Source organism: Streptomyces sp. NPDC036813, from assembly GCF_055609245.1.
Window position 1 is genome coordinate 235,089 of sequence record NZ_JBVJPV010000015.1, and the last position, 13,152, is coordinate 248,240.

General features: G+C 70.2%; 17 protein-coding genes and 1 tRNA gene. 10 read left to right on the forward strand and 8 right to left on the reverse strand.

The window, feature by feature from the left end:
* The first annotated feature begins 43 nt into the window (after positions 1-43).
* Positions 44-1,036: a Yip1 family protein gene (locus tag ACZ67Q_RS29155; protein ID WP_471188054.1), complete on the forward strand. Its 993-nt coding sequence runs from the start codon at positions 44-46 to the stop codon at positions 1,034-1,036.
* A gap of 83 nt (positions 1,037-1,119) precedes the next feature.
* Here the strand turns inward: ACZ67Q_RS29155 and ACZ67Q_RS29160 are convergent, their stop codons facing one another.
* Together ACZ67Q_RS29160 and dcd are read right to left on the reverse strand one after the other, a co-directional pair.
* Positions 1,120-1,617 (reverse strand): phosphoribosyltransferase, encoded by a 498-nt coding sequence (locus ACZ67Q_RS29160; protein ID WP_361634785.1) that lies wholly within the window; start codon positions 1,615-1,617, stop codon positions 1,120-1,122.
* 8 nt (positions 1,618-1,625) lie between these two features.
* Complete coding sequence (gene dcd, locus ACZ67Q_RS29165; RefSeq protein WP_471188056.1) at positions 1,626-2,201, reverse strand: dCTP deaminase; 576 nt, start codon at positions 2,199-2,201, stop codon at positions 1,626-1,628.
* Between the two features lie 578 nt (positions 2,202-2,779).
* Here dcd and ACZ67Q_RS29170 point away from each other — a divergent pair.
* Positions 2,780-2,853: transfer RNA gene (locus ACZ67Q_RS29170), tRNA-Gly, on the forward strand.
* Between the two features lie 137 nt (positions 2,854-2,990).
* Here ACZ67Q_RS29170 and ACZ67Q_RS29175 read toward each other — a convergent pair.
* From ACZ67Q_RS29175 to ACZ67Q_RS29185, 3 genes are all read right to left on the reverse strand, one after another.
* Entirely contained in the window at positions 2,991-3,788 is a 798-nt protein-coding gene (locus tag ACZ67Q_RS29175; protein WP_471188058.1) for a DUF1963 domain-containing protein, read from the reverse strand.
* Positions 3,789-3,883: 95 nt separating this feature from the next.
* On the reverse strand, positions 3,884-4,528 hold the full coding sequence (locus ACZ67Q_RS29180) for a response regulator transcription factor (protein WP_471188061.1): 645 nt from the start codon (positions 4,526-4,528) through the stop codon (positions 3,884-3,886).
* Positions 4,516-5,766, reverse strand: coding sequence for a sensor histidine kinase (locus ACZ67Q_RS29185; protein WP_471188063.1), 1,251 nt, complete (start codon positions 5,764-5,766; stop codon positions 4,516-4,518). Before ACZ67Q_RS29185 ends, ACZ67Q_RS29180 begins: the two co-directional genes overlap by 13 nt.
* 133 nt (positions 5,767-5,899) lie before the next feature.
* Between ACZ67Q_RS29185 and ACZ67Q_RS29190 the strand changes: the two genes are divergently transcribed.
* From ACZ67Q_RS29190 to ACZ67Q_RS29215, 6 genes are all read left to right on the forward strand, one after another.
* Positions 5,900-6,505 (forward strand): hypothetical protein, encoded by a 606-nt coding sequence (locus ACZ67Q_RS29190; protein ID WP_471188066.1) that lies wholly within the window; start codon positions 5,900-5,902, stop codon positions 6,503-6,505.
* A gap of 280 nt (positions 6,506-6,785) precedes the next feature.
* Positions 6,786-6,989 carry a cold-shock protein gene (locus ACZ67Q_RS29195; protein ID WP_030648194.1) on the forward strand — a complete coding sequence of 68 codons (204 nt, stop codon included), beginning with the start codon at positions 6,786-6,788 and terminating at the stop codon, positions 6,987-6,989.
* 233 nt (positions 6,990-7,222) lie between these two features.
* Positions 7,223-8,710 (forward strand): DEAD/DEAH box helicase, encoded by a 1,488-nt coding sequence (locus ACZ67Q_RS29200; RefSeq protein ID WP_471188069.1) that lies wholly within the window; start codon positions 7,223-7,225, stop codon positions 8,708-8,710.
* Between the two features lie 187 nt (positions 8,711-8,897).
* Positions 8,898-9,218 (forward strand): CBS domain-containing protein, encoded by a 321-nt coding sequence (locus ACZ67Q_RS29205; protein ID WP_471188108.1) that lies wholly within the window; start codon positions 8,898-8,900, stop codon positions 9,216-9,218.
* A 105-nt stretch (positions 9,219-9,323) separates the two neighbouring features.
* A complete protein-coding gene (locus tag ACZ67Q_RS29210; RefSeq protein WP_471188072.1) occupies positions 9,324-9,638 on the forward strand; it encodes an SCO5918 family protein in 315 nt (104 codons plus the stop codon).
* Positions 9,639-9,883: 245 nt separating this feature from the next.
* Positions 9,884-10,246 carry a MerR family transcriptional regulator gene (locus ACZ67Q_RS29215; RefSeq protein WP_471188075.1) on the forward strand — a complete coding sequence of 121 codons (363 nt, stop codon included), beginning with the start codon at positions 9,884-9,886 and terminating at the stop codon, positions 10,244-10,246.
* A gap of 31 nt (positions 10,247-10,277) precedes the next feature.
* Here the strand turns inward: ACZ67Q_RS29215 and infA are convergent, their stop codons facing one another.
* The 3 genes from infA to ACZ67Q_RS29230 form a co-directional block, all read right to left on the reverse strand.
* Complete coding sequence (gene infA / locus ACZ67Q_RS29220) at positions 10,278-10,499, reverse strand: translation initiation factor IF-1 (RefSeq protein ID WP_471188077.1); 222 nt, start codon at positions 10,497-10,499, stop codon at positions 10,278-10,280.
* Complete coding sequence (locus ACZ67Q_RS29225; protein ID WP_471188080.1) at positions 10,496-11,260, reverse strand: GNAT family N-acetyltransferase; 765 nt, start codon at positions 11,258-11,260, stop codon at positions 10,496-10,498. The genes infA and ACZ67Q_RS29225 overlap by 4 nt, the downstream gene beginning before the upstream one ends.
* 197 nt (positions 11,261-11,457) lie before the next feature.
* Positions 11,458-11,907, reverse strand: a complete 450-nt coding sequence (locus ACZ67Q_RS29230; protein WP_471188083.1) for a MarR family winged helix-turn-helix transcriptional regulator — start codon at positions 11,905-11,907, stop codon at positions 11,458-11,460.
* Positions 11,908-12,031: 124 nt separating this feature from the next.
* On the opposite strand from ACZ67Q_RS29230, the gene ACZ67Q_RS29235 reads away from it, so the two are divergent.
* The gene (locus ACZ67Q_RS29235) at positions 12,032-12,508 is read left to right on the forward strand and encodes an SgcJ/EcaC family oxidoreductase (protein WP_471188086.1); all 477 of its coding nucleotides are present in this window, start codon (positions 12,032-12,034) and stop codon (positions 12,506-12,508) included.
* A gap of 327 nt (positions 12,509-12,835) precedes the next feature.
* The gene (locus tag ACZ67Q_RS29240) at positions 12,836-13,039 is read left to right on the forward strand and encodes a cold-shock protein (RefSeq protein ID WP_361634830.1); all 204 of its coding nucleotides are present in this window, start codon (positions 12,836-12,838) and stop codon (positions 13,037-13,039) included.
* Positions 13,040-13,152: the final 113 nt, after the last annotated feature.

A 13,152-nucleotide genomic window follows, 5' to 3' on the forward strand; every position in this document is an offset into this window, starting at 1 on the left:
CCCTGAAAGGGCCCCGAAGTCCCCGGCGTTGGACCCTTAGGGGATGTCACAGCTCGGCCGCAAACCCCCGCCGGGGACTCGGCCGTGGGCACGTCACTCTGCGGAACCAGGTACGTTCGATGACGTGGCTGGATTCAGGATCGGACGCGGCGGCCGGGACGGCCGTGCCCCGCAAGCGCGACCGCAACACCCCCCGTACGGACAGCAGGCGCCGCAGGGACCGTCGTACGGCTACCCGCAGGCGCCCCCACCGGGCGGCGCGGGCGGCCCGGCGTCGCCGTGGCCGCAGGCCGGCGCTCACCCGCCGCAGGGCGAGCCGGAGTACTTCGGCGGCCCGGGCGGCGGCTACGGCCCCGGCCCGGCGGACCCGTACGCGGCGAACCAGCCCGGACACACCCAGGCCTTCTCCATCGACGAGCAGGCGCGCTACGACGAGGGCTACACGCAGGGCGGCACCTACCAGGCCGGCGCGGCGGCCCCGGCCGGCCCGATCGGACCGCGGCTGCACTGGAAGGACCTGCTGAAGGGGATCGTGCTGTCCCCGAACCAGACGTTCCTGCGGATGCGGGACTACGCGATGTGGGGCCCGGCCCTGATCGTGACGTTCCTCTACGGCCTGCTGGCCGTCTTCGGCTTCGACGGCGCCCGCCAGGACGCGATCAACGCCACCCTCTCCAACGCCATCCCGATCGTGCTGACGACGGCGGTGGCGATGGTGATCTCGTCCTTCGTGCTGGGCGCGGTCACCCACACGCTGGCCCGCCAGCTCGGCGGCGACGGCGCGTGGCAGCCCACGGTCGGCCTGTCCATGCTGATCATGGCCCTGACGGACGCGCCGCGTCTGGTCGTCGCGATGTTCGCGGGCGGCGACGCGCCGTTCGTGCAGGTCCTGGGCTGGGCGACGTGGGTCGCGGGCGGCGCGCTGCTCACCCTGATGGTGAGCCGCTCGCACGACCTTCCGTGGCCGAAGGCACTGGGCGCGTCGGCGATCCAGCTGATCGCGCTGCTGTCGATCGTGAAGCTGGGCACGTTCTAGGCGCTTCCGGCGCGCGAAAGGCCCCCGGCGTCACAGCCGGGGGCCTTTCGCTTCCGCTTGCGCGGCGACGCGTGTGACGGGGGTCAGGCGTCGAGGACCTGACCCTCGCGCTTCACGACGGGCGGCTCGACGCTCCACGGGAAGTTGATCCAGTCGTCGGTGCGCTTCCAGACGTACTCGCACTTCACGAGGGACTGCGGCTTCTCGTAGATGACCGCGGAGCGGACCTCGGCGACATGGTCGAGGCAGAAGTCATGGACGAGCTTGAGCGTCTTGCCGGTGTCGGCGACGTCGTCCGCGATCAGCACCTTCTTGTCGGTGAAGTCGATCGCGTTCGGCACCGGGGCGAGCATGACGGGCATCTCGAGGGTGGTGCCGACGCCGGTGTAGAACTCCACGTTGACCAGGTGGATGTTCTTGCAGTCGAGGGCGTAGGCGAGACCGCCGGCGACGAAGACGCCGCCCCGGGCGATGCTCAGCACCACATCGGGCCGGTAGCCGTCGTCGGCGATGGTCTGCGCGAGCTCGCGCACGGCCTTGCCGAACAGTTCGTAGGTCAGATTCTCACGCACGTCACTCATGCTCGCGCTCACACCTGCGTCCGATGGAAGTTGAGGTAGGACCGGGAGGCGGTGGGGCCGCGCTGCCCCTGGTAGCGCGATCCGTACCGCTCGGCCCCGTAGGGGAACTCGGCGGGCGAGCTGAGCCGGAACATGCACAGCTGGCCGATCTTCATCCCCGGCCACAGCTTGATCGGCAGGGTGGCGAGGTTGGACAGCTCCAGCGTGACGTGCCCGGAGAAGCCGGGGTCGATGAACCCGGCGGTGGAGTGGGTGACGAGCCCGAGCCGCCCGAGCGAGCTCTTCCCCTCGAGCCGGGAGGCGATGTCGTCCGGGAGGGTGATCACCTCGTACGTGCTGGCCAGCACGAACTCACCGGGATGCAGGATGAACGGCTCGTCGCCCTCGGGCTCGACCAGCCGGGTCAGGTCGGCCTGCTCGACGGCGGGGTCGATGTGCGGGTACCGGTGGTTCTCGAACACCCGGAAATAACGGTCCAGCCGGACGTCGATGCTCGACGGCTGCACCATGTCTGTGTCGTAGGGATCGATGCGGACCCGCCCGGCATCGATCTCGGCCCGGATGTCCTTGTCTGAGAGAAGCACGTAGCGAGGATACGCAAGGCGTGCGGAGCCCCCCAATCGTGAGGGTCCCGCACGCCGACGACGATCTCTCCCGCGGTTCCGCTACGGCCTCCGGCCGCTGCCGCTTGTCTCCGCTGCCGCCTGTCTCCGCTACCGCTTCTCGACGAGGGTGACCGGCACCACGCTGCGGAGCCGGGCACACCGGGGACACCGGACGAGGCGTCCGGGACCGAGTCGCTCGGCCTGCTGCATCGGGAACGAAGCGGCGGTGAACACGTGCCCGTCGGCACAACGGACGAGGGTGCGCTCCATCAAGTCCTGAAGTCCCTTCCCCAAAGAGCCGCGTCGGGCTGGACTGCCCTGACGACGAGGCCACACATTACGGGATGAAAGGGACGGCCCTCCAGGCGGCACTCCGACCCCGCGCAGCCCCTCCGGCACGCCTCCACCGTACGCCCCAACTCCGGTCCCCCGCAGCCGCATACCCCGCCCCCACGAACACACGCAGGCCCCCGTCCATGAACACCGGGGGCCTGGCATGAGGTACAGTGGGCGACGGTTCCGACACCACCCGACTCGGGAGGCCGTCGGCAACTTACGCGGGTGTAGTTTAATGGTAGAACATCAGCTTCCCAAGCTGAGAGCGCGAGTTCGATTCTCGTCACCCGCTCCATGAAGAAGGCCCAGGTCGAAGGCCCGGGCCTTTTTGCTGTCCTCGGTCATCACTCGCCGCGGGCCGGATTCGTACCGGGAGCGCCGTCGTTACGAAGATCAGCGCTCCCGACCCGCAACGATCTTCTGCTGTGCGCGTCAACAGCAGAGGACCTGTGCCGCTGCCTCGCGGAAGTCGCCGGCGGCGAGTGCCTTGGCCGGGATCGTGAAATACAACGTTCCGGCGTCACCCCAACCCCATCCGAGCTCCGTGTCCTCGGCGAGCTGGAGCAGATGGACGGCCGCGCCGTCGGCGTCGCGGGACGACACCTGCAGCGTGTGCGAGGTGTCCGGCCATCCGAAGGCACAGTGACTGCCAGCGGTGTTTCCATCGAGATCTCCCATCTCGCTGAGGATCAGCGATGCCGCTCCCCAGTGCTGGTCCCGGTCGAACTCCACGTCGTCGTCCTCGACGTCCCAGCAGTCCGGGAGCATGGTCACCTCAGCCGCGTGGACCGGCGTCGCGGCGTAACTTCTCGCTGGTCGGGGGGCCGTCACCATGACTGCCCGTGCCGGGTCGGCGGGGATGACACGACACATCCCGGATCCGGAGAGGTCCAGTTCGCGGTACTCCTCGTACGGCACGTCCGGATCCAGGTAGAAGAAGTTGAGCAGCCCAGGCCGTACGGGCAGTTCCGTGCCCAGCCAGCCGGCGAGGGCATCCGTGTCCAGCACGGCGTGCAGGGACAGCGGAACACCGTGGTGTTCGGGCCAGAGAGTCTCCGGCGCGAGGACGGCAGGACCCCCGAGCCGACACCGACCGGTTGCCTGGGCCTCATCGGTTGAGCGGATCAGCCGAAAGCCGCGGCGTGCCATGGCAGCGAACTGCCGACCGGCCCTCTCACCGAGCCGCCGGCGGCACACGTCGTTCAGACTGCCAGGATCATCGAACTGCATGTCAGGATCTTGTCAACCCCTGACTGACCCCGGCTACCGGCACGCCCCGGACCCGGTTGCCTGTGGGCAGCCGTCCGTGCCGTTCCGCAGGAGCGTCAGGACACGCCCAGGAAGCGGAGTACCGCGAGGACCCTTCGGTGGTCCGCGTCCGCTTTCGGCAGGTCGAGCTTGGTGAAGATGCTGTTGATGTGTTTGGCCACCGCGCTCTCGCTGATCACCAGCGCCTCGGCCGTTCCGGCGTTGGAGCGGCCGCTCGCCATCAGCTCCAGTACCTCGCGTTCCCGGGGGGTGAGCCGGTCCAGCGGATCGCTGTGGCGGCGCACCAGCAACTGGGAGACGACCTGGGGGTCGAGGACGGTGCCGCCGGCCGCCACCCGGCGCAGCGCGTCGGCGAACTCCTCGACGTCCGCCACCCGTTGTTTGAGGAGGTAGCCGATCCCCGAAGTGTGCGAGGACAGCAGGTCGGCCGCGTAGCGTTCCTCGACGTACTGCGAGAGCAGCAGGACCGCTGTCGTCGGCGACTGGCGTTTGATGACCAGCGCCGCCCGTACGCCCTCGTCCGTGAAGCCGGGAGGCATACGGACGTCCACGACCGCGATGTCCGGTCGGTGTTCCTCGACCGCCGACAACAACGCCTCGGCGTCCCCGGCTTCGGCGACCACCTCGAACCCGGCCATCTCCAGGACCTTGACCACGCCGATCCGCAGCAGCACGGAATCCTCGGCGATCACGGCGCGCACGGCAGCTCCACGGTCATCACGGTCGGCCCCCCGACGGGGCTGTCGACGGACAGGGTGCCATCCACCGCGGCGACCCGCTTGGCCAGCCCCGTCAACCCGCTCCCGCCGGCCGGATCGGCGCCGCCCACACCGTCGTCGCTGATGACGACCAGCAGCGTCGGCCCGAACCGTTCCACGGTGACCTCGGCCCTGGACGCCTCGGCGTGCTTCACCACGTTCGTCAGCGCTTCGGAGACGACGAAGTAGGCGACGGCCTCGATCGTGGGCGAGGGACGCGACGGCAGGTCCACCGTCACCCGGACCGGAATGGGTGCCCTGCCCGCGACGCCCGAGATCGCGGCGTCCAGGCCGCGGTCCTCCAGAACGGCCGGGTGCAGCCCGCGCACCAGACCGCTCAGCTCCTCTATCGCCTCCTTCGCCTCCCGGTGCGCCTCGTCGATCACGCGGCGGGCGTCCTCGGGCAGGTCGCCGAGCGTCGCCCTGGCCAGCCCCAGGTTGACCGCCAGGGAGACCAGCCTCTGCTGAGCGCCGTCGTGCAGGTCGCGCTCGATACGGCGCCGTTCGGCGTCGACGGCGTCCACCAGGCCCGCCCTGCTTTCGGTCAGGTCATCGACCCGGCGTGCCAACTGCTCCTCGCGGCTGGGCCCGAGCAGGACGGTCGCGATGCGGGTGTCGAGCCGAGCGAGGGCCCCCGACATCCATGCCGCCGCGTACAGCAGAGCCATGCCCGCCACGGTGAGACAGGCCGCCCAGGTGTTGTAGCCGGGGTGATCGACGCGCCAGTCGAGGGGCACCAGCCAGAGCCACCCGTAGACCGAGACGGCCGCACCGGCCGCGATCCACAACAGGAGGACGAGGGCCGCCGCGAGCGCCAGGAGCGGCCCGTCCAGCAGGTGGTACATGAGCTGGCGCCGTCCCGCCGGGCTGCGGATCCACGCGAGCGGCCCGGGCCGGCGCCCCGCGTGGGGGGAGGGGATGTCCACACCGAGCCGGGTCCGGAAACGGCCGTGCTGCGCCGCGGTCATGAGCGGCCCGGCCAGCGCTACAGCGGCCAACGGGACGAAGACCGCGAGCAGGACGGCCCACATCGCGACCGGCACGAAGAGCATCCAGGGCAGCGCCAGCACGAACAGCACCCCGAGCTGGATCAGGACGCCTGTGGCGAGAAACGCGACCAGGCGTCCGGCTCCTCGGAACGGCCGCAGGATCACGCGCCGCAGACGGGCAGTTGCAGGCATGGGGAGACGGTATGTGCCGAGGTCGGGAGTGATCCATGGCGTAGGTGTCCGCTCCGGGGGTGCACCTGGTGCCACCACGGAACGGGCACACGCGTTACTGACGGCGACCGCCGCGCTGCACAGGCTTGAAGCCGTGAGCAAGAGCCGAGAACGCGAGGAGGCCGACCCCATGAGCGCGCCGAGTGACCGTCGACCGCAGGATGCCGCGCGCCGGTCCGCCACCGGCGGCAGGACGCGCCGCCGGTGGCGGACGGAGCACGTCCTGGTCGTCTGCGGGCTGGGCCTGCTGCCCTGGCTGGTCGTTCTGGCCGACGGCCTGCCCGGCGTCACGGGGCCCGCACACCGGCCTCTCGTCTGGATCGGGCTGGATGCCCTGGAGGCCCTGGGGCTGATCACCACGGGGCTGCTGGCCGGCCGCGGCCACCGCATGCACCCGCTCACGGCGACCGCCACCGCGACGCTGCTGGTGGCCGACGCCTGGTTCGACACGATGACGGCGGCGCCGGGCGCGGATCGGGTGTCCTCGGTGGCGATGGCCTTCGGCGCGGAGCTGCCGCTGGCGGTGGCCTGCGTCGTACTGGCGGCTCGGGGGCTCTCCCGCCTCGTGCCCCAGGGACCGCCTCCCGGCCCGGCGCCTGGTGCGCGTGTGGCCTTCGTCTCCCTGCCGGTGGTCCGGCGGCCCTCACCGGTTCCCCGCCCGCCGATGCCGGTGGCGGCCGGGTACGGGCCTTCGTACTAGGTCACAGCGGTGTGCGCGGAAACGGCCGACGGCAACACTGCACCCCGGCGAATCAATATCTGTAGTCGCGACGTGAGAAATCGATGCGACGCACCACAACTATTCCTGCCACCACAGAGCGGCACGGATTTGTCCACCACGCAGGGCCGACGTCCACGTGCTACTGTCGTCATCAGTTGCAGGTGTGGTTGCCAGACGGTTTTTCCGACGGCTGATCATCACGGCGACACGGAATGCGCACAGGGTGCATTCCTGACACCGTTCCCGAAGGAGAAACACAATGGCTACTGGCACCGTGAAGTGGTTCAACGCGGAAAAGGGCTTCGGCTTCATCGAGCAGGACGGCGGCGGCCCCGACGTCTTCGCCCACTACTCGAACATCGCCACCCAGGGCTTCCGCGAGCTGCTCGAAGGCCAGAAGGTGTCGTTCGACATCGCGCAGGGCCAGAAGGGCCCGACGGCCGAGAACATCGTTCCCGCCTGACGCACCGGCGCACAACGTCGCAGCTGGGGCCCGCACCTTGGGGTGCGGGCCCCAGCTCGCTTTTTTTCCAGGGTGATACGACCGAGGTTTGTACGACCAAATTCTGTACGACCGAGGTTTGTCCGACCGAGGTTGTTCGACCCTGCTTTTTCGGCCCGTTCTCGCGATTCTCTGCGCTCATCATTCTGCTGCGGAAACTCCTTGATACGCGCCCGCATCGAGGAAGGTTCCGCATGAACCGCACAGGTACGACTCGTACACGCACCAATCGCACATCCGACCGCTTCGGAGGAAGTGGCGCCCCGAGCCGCTCCGGCGCGCCGCGCCGCTCAGGCGGATACGGAAACCGGCAGCCCGCGCGGGGCGATTTCGCGCTGCCGAAGACGATCACTCCCGCGTTGCCCGCCGTCGAGTCGTTCGCCGATCTCGACATGCCGGCGCCGTTGCTGGCCACGCTCGGCCACGAAGGCGTGAGCGTGCCGTTCCCGATCCAGGCGGCGACCCTGCCGAACTCGCTGGCCGGCCGTGACGTCCTCGGCCGCGGCCGCACCGGCTCGGGCAAGACCCTCGCCTTCGGCCTGGCGGTACTGGCCCGCACGGCGGGCCGGCGCGCCGAGCCGCGGCGGCCACTCGCACTGGTCCTCGTCCCCACGCGTGAGCTGGCCCAGCAGGTCACCGACGCGCTCGCTCCCTACGCCCGCTCAGTGAGCCTGCGGCTCGCCACCGTGGTCGGCGGCATGTCCATCGGCCGGCAGGCCGGGGCGCTGCGAGCCGGCGCGGAAGTCGTCGTCGCCACGCCCGGCCGGCTCAAGGACCTCATCGACCGCGGTGACTGCCGCCTCGACGACGTCGCCATCACGGTTCTCGACGAGGCCGACCAGATGACCGACATGGGCTTCATGCCCCAGGTCACCGCCCTGCTCGACCAGGTACGCCCCGACGGCCAGCGGCTGCTGTTCTCCGCCACCCTCGACCGCAACGTCGACCTGCTGGTCCGCCGCTACCTCACCGACCCGGTGGTCCACTCCGTCGACCCCTCGGCCGGCGCCGTCACCACGATGGAGCACCACGTGCTCCACGTGCACGACGCGGACAAGCACCGCACGACCACCGAGATCGCGGCCCGCGACGGCCGGGTCATCATGTTCCTGGACACCAAGCACGCCGTGGACCGGCTGACCAAGCACCTCCTGGACAGCGGTGTACGCGCCGCGGCCCTGCACGGGGGCCGCTCCCAGCCGCAGCGCACCCGGACCCTGGCCCAGTTCAAGGACGGTCACGTCACCGTGCTGGTGGCGACCAACGTCGCCGCCCGCGGCATCCACGTCGACGACCTCGACCTCGTCGTCAACGTCGATCCGCCGAGCGACCACAAGGACTACCTGCACCGCGGCGGCCGCACCGCCCGTGCCGGGGAGTCCGGAAGCGTCGTCACCCTCGTCACCCCCGGCCAGCGCCGTGGCATGAGCCGGCTGATGGCTTCGGCGGGCATCACCCCGCGCATCACCCCGGTGCGCTCGGGCGAGGCGGAACTGAGCCGCATCACCGGCGCCCAGGCGCCCTCGGGCATCCCCGTGGTCATCACCGTGCCCGCCGTGGAGCGTCCCCGCCGCGCGTCGTCGTCCCGGGGCCGTCGGGGCCACACCAGCCAGGGGCGACCCGTCGGCGCGGGGGTACGCCGCAGGGCGCAGCGGCGGCCCGGGAACGACTCGGCCGCGTAGTCCGGCAGCGCTCCGGGGGCCCCGTGACCTCCCCGGAGCCGGCGTGACCCCCCTGGAGCCCCGTGGCCTCCCTGGAGCCCCGTGGCCTCCCGGAGCCGCAGTGGTCTCCGGGGTCGCCCGGGCCCATCGAGCCGACCAGCCCTCACCGAAGGAGACACTCTTGACGTCAGCGCGGACGCACGACCGTATGCCGGATTCCTCCGCCGTGACCGTGGCCGGCGACACCGAGAGGCATGGGCCTCGGGTGTCGGACGACATGACCGTCGAGGTGGCCCTGGCCGTCATGGCGGGTGCCCGGGTCGAGTACCTGACCGTGTGCGACGAGGACGACCAGAGCACGGGACTGATCACCCTGGTCCGGCTCGCCGGTCTCCGGGACAGCTCCGCGTACACGGACCGCATCCGTCTGCGCGACGTCCTCGACGGACCGCTGCCCTCACCGGGCTGCCGCACGGGTGCCGTCGGTGAGTACGGCCGGATGCCGGGCGTCCTCGCCCTCTCGCGCTGATCCGCCTCGCCGCCCGTTCCCCTTCGCCCCGCGACTTCCCCCGGCGACTTCTGTGCGAGCTGTCCCCCGCGAACCCTCCCCGCGACCTCTCCCCTGTGAGGCATCATGCGCTGTGTCATCGCCCGGTACCCGTTCGACCTGACCAGGACCGGGGTGCTGGCCTCGATGAAGGGCGTCAGGCCCGGGCTCGTCACGGGTGAGTCCGTGACCATCGGCCGCCGTCGCTACCCCGTCAAGCAGGTGGGCCAGGTCATCACACGACAGGACCCGCGTGATTTCACCGCCGGTGAAGTCGTCCGGGCCATGACGCGCCTCGGCTTCACCTGCCACGACCGCGCGGAGGCGGTGGCCGTGAGCGGTGGCGCCGAGGTCCGGCTCGCGTCGGCCCTGCTCGGCGGTGCCGGCCCCGTGGCCATGTGAGTACGGGCGGGAAACCGCCCTCGGGATCCCGGTGGGGGCCCTGCCGACGCGCGTCGGCAGGGCCCCCATCGCTGTGTCCCCGTCCCTGCGCAAACCGCCGGCCGGGCAACGGGGCGCACTCGGCCCGGGCAGCGGAAACAGAAGGTCGGCTCACCGGCAGTGGCGACGGATGGTGTTGAATTTCCCTTGGGGCCCTGGTGCCGTACGGCATCAGGGCCCCTCGACGCGTTGCACAGCGAGGTGACATGACATCGGACAACCCACTGAACGATCGTCTGGACGACGACGACTATCCCGCGTACACGATGGGCCGGGCAGCCGAGATGCTCGGTACCACCCCGGCCTTCCTGCGGGCCATCGGGGAGGCTCGTCTGATCACTCCGCTCCGCTCGGAGGGAGGACATCGCCGGTACTCCCGCTATCAGCTGCGGATCGCCGCGCGCGCCCGGGAGCTCGTCGACAAGGGGACGCCGATCGAGGCCGCGTGCCGCATCGTCATCCTCGAGGACCAGCTCGAGGACGCGCAGCGCATCAACGCCGAGTACCGCCGCGCCGCCGGCGAATCGGCGGGCGGTCCCGGCTCCGGCTCCGGCTCAGGCTCCGGCTGAGCCCCGGCCCGTCGTCCGGGTGCGGCGCCGCTCAGCTCCGGTAGCGGTAGACGATCCGGCCGCGGGTCAGGTCGTACGGGCTGAGGGCCAGGAGCACGCGGTCGAACGGGAGGATCTTGATGTGATGCTTCCGGATCTTCCCGCTGATGTGCGCGAGCACGCGATGCCCGTTCTCCAGTTCCACCCTGAAAGTGGCGTTGCGCAGGCATTCGAGGACGGTGCCCTCGACTTCCACGCCCTTCGTCTGCGTCATCGGCGCACCAGCTCCAGGCAGCCGCCCGAACGCCGGGCGCCGGCGCCCTCGGCCAGCGCGATCGCTGCGGCGTTGGATTCGTCCACCTCGGCCCAGGCGGAGTCGGTCCCGTCCCGGTGCAACGCGTCCAGCGCGTGGGCCAGCAGTGTCCGCCCGATGCCGTGCCCGCGCTCGGCCGCCCGGATCGCGATCAGTCCGATCCGCGCCCGGCGGCGCACCCGCACGACGCGGACCAGGCCGACGTACTCACCGTCGCGGACCGCCACGGCGTGCTTCGACGGGTCCACCGGCAGGGACCCGGCCGGGCAGGGCAGCACCTCGGCCGGCATGGTGTGCCAGCCGACGGTGGCCTCGACCTCCTCGCGGACTGCGCGGTCCAGCGTGCGCAGCAGGCTCTCGTCGGCCTCGCCGGCGGGCAGGATCGTCACATCCGGCGCCGGTCGCCGCGCGCCGAGTCCGGTGTCGCGCCCGTCGGTGGGCAGGACGTACTCCCGCTCACGGCGTCCGACGGTGAAACCGAGCCGCTCCCAGCGGGACCTCAGCTCGTGGTCGTCCTCGCCGACCACGGTGTGGAGCGGCTCGGGGAGGTCGGCCAGCATCACGGCGGCGAGCTGGTCGAAGACCGGGTCCTGCCATACGTCGATGCTGAGGAAGAGCCGCCCGTCGGGCCGGTGCGAGACATCGCCGTGGCCGACGACACGGTCGTCCGCCACTGCCTCCCATCGCGCCTGGTCGACCCGCGTGATCGTCACAGTGTTCATAGGTGTTCGCCTTCCAGGAGTGCCTTGTGGGGGAGGCGCTCCCGACGACACCCGGGTCAGTCGCACACCGTGACGGAAAGGGGGAGCACCCACCTCGATACAGCGTTCATGGGTGTCACCTCCTTCGGCGCAGTCACGGTCAACCGCAAGCTAGCAGCTCGTTCCTCGGGCCGCCCATGCCTTTTTCGACCGGGGGCTCAGTCGCCCGGGCGGGTCGTGCGCAGTTCTTCCGCCGCCGCCTGGTAAGCCGCGGTGGACCGGGTGAAGTAGTCGAAGAGCACGGCCAGTTGTTCCGGGTCGTAGCCGCGGAGGATCTCGCCGATCTTCTGGCGTGCCGGGGCCATGACGCGGTCGAGGTCGGCCGGTTCGCCCACCGGTTCGACGACGACCTTGCGGCGGTCGCCGGGGTCGGGGACGCGGCGGACGTAGCCGGCCTGTTCCAGTCTGTCGATCAGGCGGGTCGTGGGACCGGTCGTCAGGCCGGTGCGTTCGGCCAGCCGGCCGGGGGACATCGGGCCCGACAGCTGAAGGATGTTCAGCGCGTAGAGGTCGGTGGCACCCAGGTCGCACGCCCTGGCGCCGGCGTGCCCGTGCAGCATCACGGCGCTCAGGTACCGGCGGTAGACCTCGCTCGCATCGGATCGCATCGACGGCGTTGACACGGTTCCTTCCTTTCCCTAATCTCTTCCTAAGAGAAGAGACATCTTCGGAGAAGATACTTCTATCGTGAAGCTACCACGTCCTGCACATCCACGAACCGGAGGCAGAGAAGTGACGACCCCTACCCCTGTCGAGCCCCTCCAGCCCTCCCGCGACAGCGATGTCGCCGCGATCCGTTCCCTTCTCGACGAGAGCAGCGCGGCATGGAGTCGCGGTGACGGAGGCGCATACGGCCGGTGCTTCACCGACGACGCGACCGACGTCACCTTCGTGGGCACCGTCTACCACGGCGGCGAGGAGATCGGCCGCGCCCACCAGGCCCTCTTCGACGCGTTCCTCAAGGGCACCCGGCTGACCCTGGACATCACCGACATCCGCTTCTACGGGACCGGCACCGCGGTCGTCGTCACCCGCGGCGACGTCGGCAAGGGGCGGCCGAAGCGGCTCGGCAAGCTCGCCACCTACACGGTCGTGCGCGACGGCGACGGCCGGTGGCGGATCGCCGCCGTTCAGAAGACCCGGCGCAAGCCGCTGATGGAGGCCGTCTCCTTCCGGTTCCAGCCCGCCACGCGGCCCTCGGCACGGTGACGACGCGGACCGCGCGGACACGCGAAGGCCGGTTCCGGGATCCGCCGCAGACCGCCCTGGTGACGGGGGAGAGCGCCGGGATCGGGCCGCTCGGGGATCGGCGCGCCCGGGAAAGGGGACTGCTGCCGCGGGCTTGGAAGACGCGAAATATTCCCGTATCGGCGCACGGAGGGGAATTATTTTTTTCCCTGCGGGGGCGATTGCGGCATGGTAGTGTCGACGTCAGTTGCAGTTGTGGTTGCCGGGAGTTTTTTTCCTGCGGGGTGATCATCACGGCGACCGGAGCCGCGCAGGGCGGCTTCGAACACCGTCCCGAAGGAGAAAAAAATGGCGACCGGTACTGTCAAGTGGTTCAACGCGGAAAAGGGCTTCGGCTTCATCGAGCAGGACGGCGGCGGCGCGGACGTCTTCGCCCACTACTCGAACATCGCCACCCAGGGCTTCCGCGAGCTGCAGGAGGGCCAGAAGGTGACGTTCGACGTCGGTCAGGGCCAGAAGGGCCCGACGGCCGAGAACATCGTCCCCGCCTGACCTGCGCACCATCGCGTACTAGAGGTTGTCCCGTAACTGCTGGCCAGAGGTGAGATGATCTTGCCGTGGCTGGTGTGATCACGGCGTCGGAGCCCTCCTGGATAGGTCCGTTC

Bases quoted from the DNA above. Each gene is read 5' to 3' on its own strand.
- ACZ67Q_RS29155 (WP_471188054.1), top strand. From the start codon at position 44: ATGTCACAGCTCGGCCGCAAACCCCCGCCGGGGACTCGGCCGTGGGCA.
- ACZ67Q_RS29160 (WP_361634785.1), bottom strand. From the start codon at position 1,617: ATGAGTGACGTGCGTGAGAATCTGACCTACGAACTGTTCGGCAAGGCC.
- ACZ67Q_RS29175 (WP_471188058.1), bottom strand. From the start codon at position 3,788: ATGCAGTTCGATGATCCTGGCAGTCTGAACGACGTGTGCCGCCGGCGG.
- ACZ67Q_RS29185 (WP_471188063.1), bottom strand. From the start codon at position 5,766: ATGCCTGCAACTGCCCGTCTGCGGCGCGTGATCCTGCGGCCGTTCCGA.
- ACZ67Q_RS29195 (WP_030648194.1), top strand. From the start codon at position 6,786: ATGGCTACTGGCACCGTGAAGTGGTTCAACGCGGAAAAGGGCTTCGGC.
- ACZ67Q_RS29200 (WP_471188069.1), top strand. From the start codon at position 7,223: ATGAACCGCACAGGTACGACTCGTACACGCACCAATCGCACATCCGAC.
- ACZ67Q_RS29205 (WP_471188108.1), top strand. From the start codon at position 8,898: ATGCCGGATTCCTCCGCCGTGACCGTGGCCGGCGACACCGAGAGGCAT.
- ACZ67Q_RS29210 (WP_471188072.1), top strand. From the start codon at position 9,324: ATGCGCTGTGTCATCGCCCGGTACCCGTTCGACCTGACCAGGACCGGG.
- ACZ67Q_RS29215 (WP_471188075.1), top strand. From the start codon at position 9,884: ATGACATCGGACAACCCACTGAACGATCGTCTGGACGACGACGACTAT.
- infA (WP_471188077.1), bottom strand. From the start codon at position 10,499: ATGACGCAGACGAAGGGCGTGGAAGTCGAGGGCACCGTCCTCGAATGC.
- ACZ67Q_RS29225 (WP_471188080.1), bottom strand. From the start codon at position 11,260: ATGAACACTGTGACGATCACGCGGGTCGACCAGGCGCGATGGGAGGCA.
- ACZ67Q_RS29230 (WP_471188083.1), bottom strand. From the start codon at position 11,907: ATGCGATCCGATGCGAGCGAGGTCTACCGCCGGTACCTGAGCGCCGTG.
- ACZ67Q_RS29240 (WP_361634830.1), top strand. From the start codon at position 12,836: ATGGCGACCGGTACTGTCAAGTGGTTCAACGCGGAAAAGGGCTTCGGC.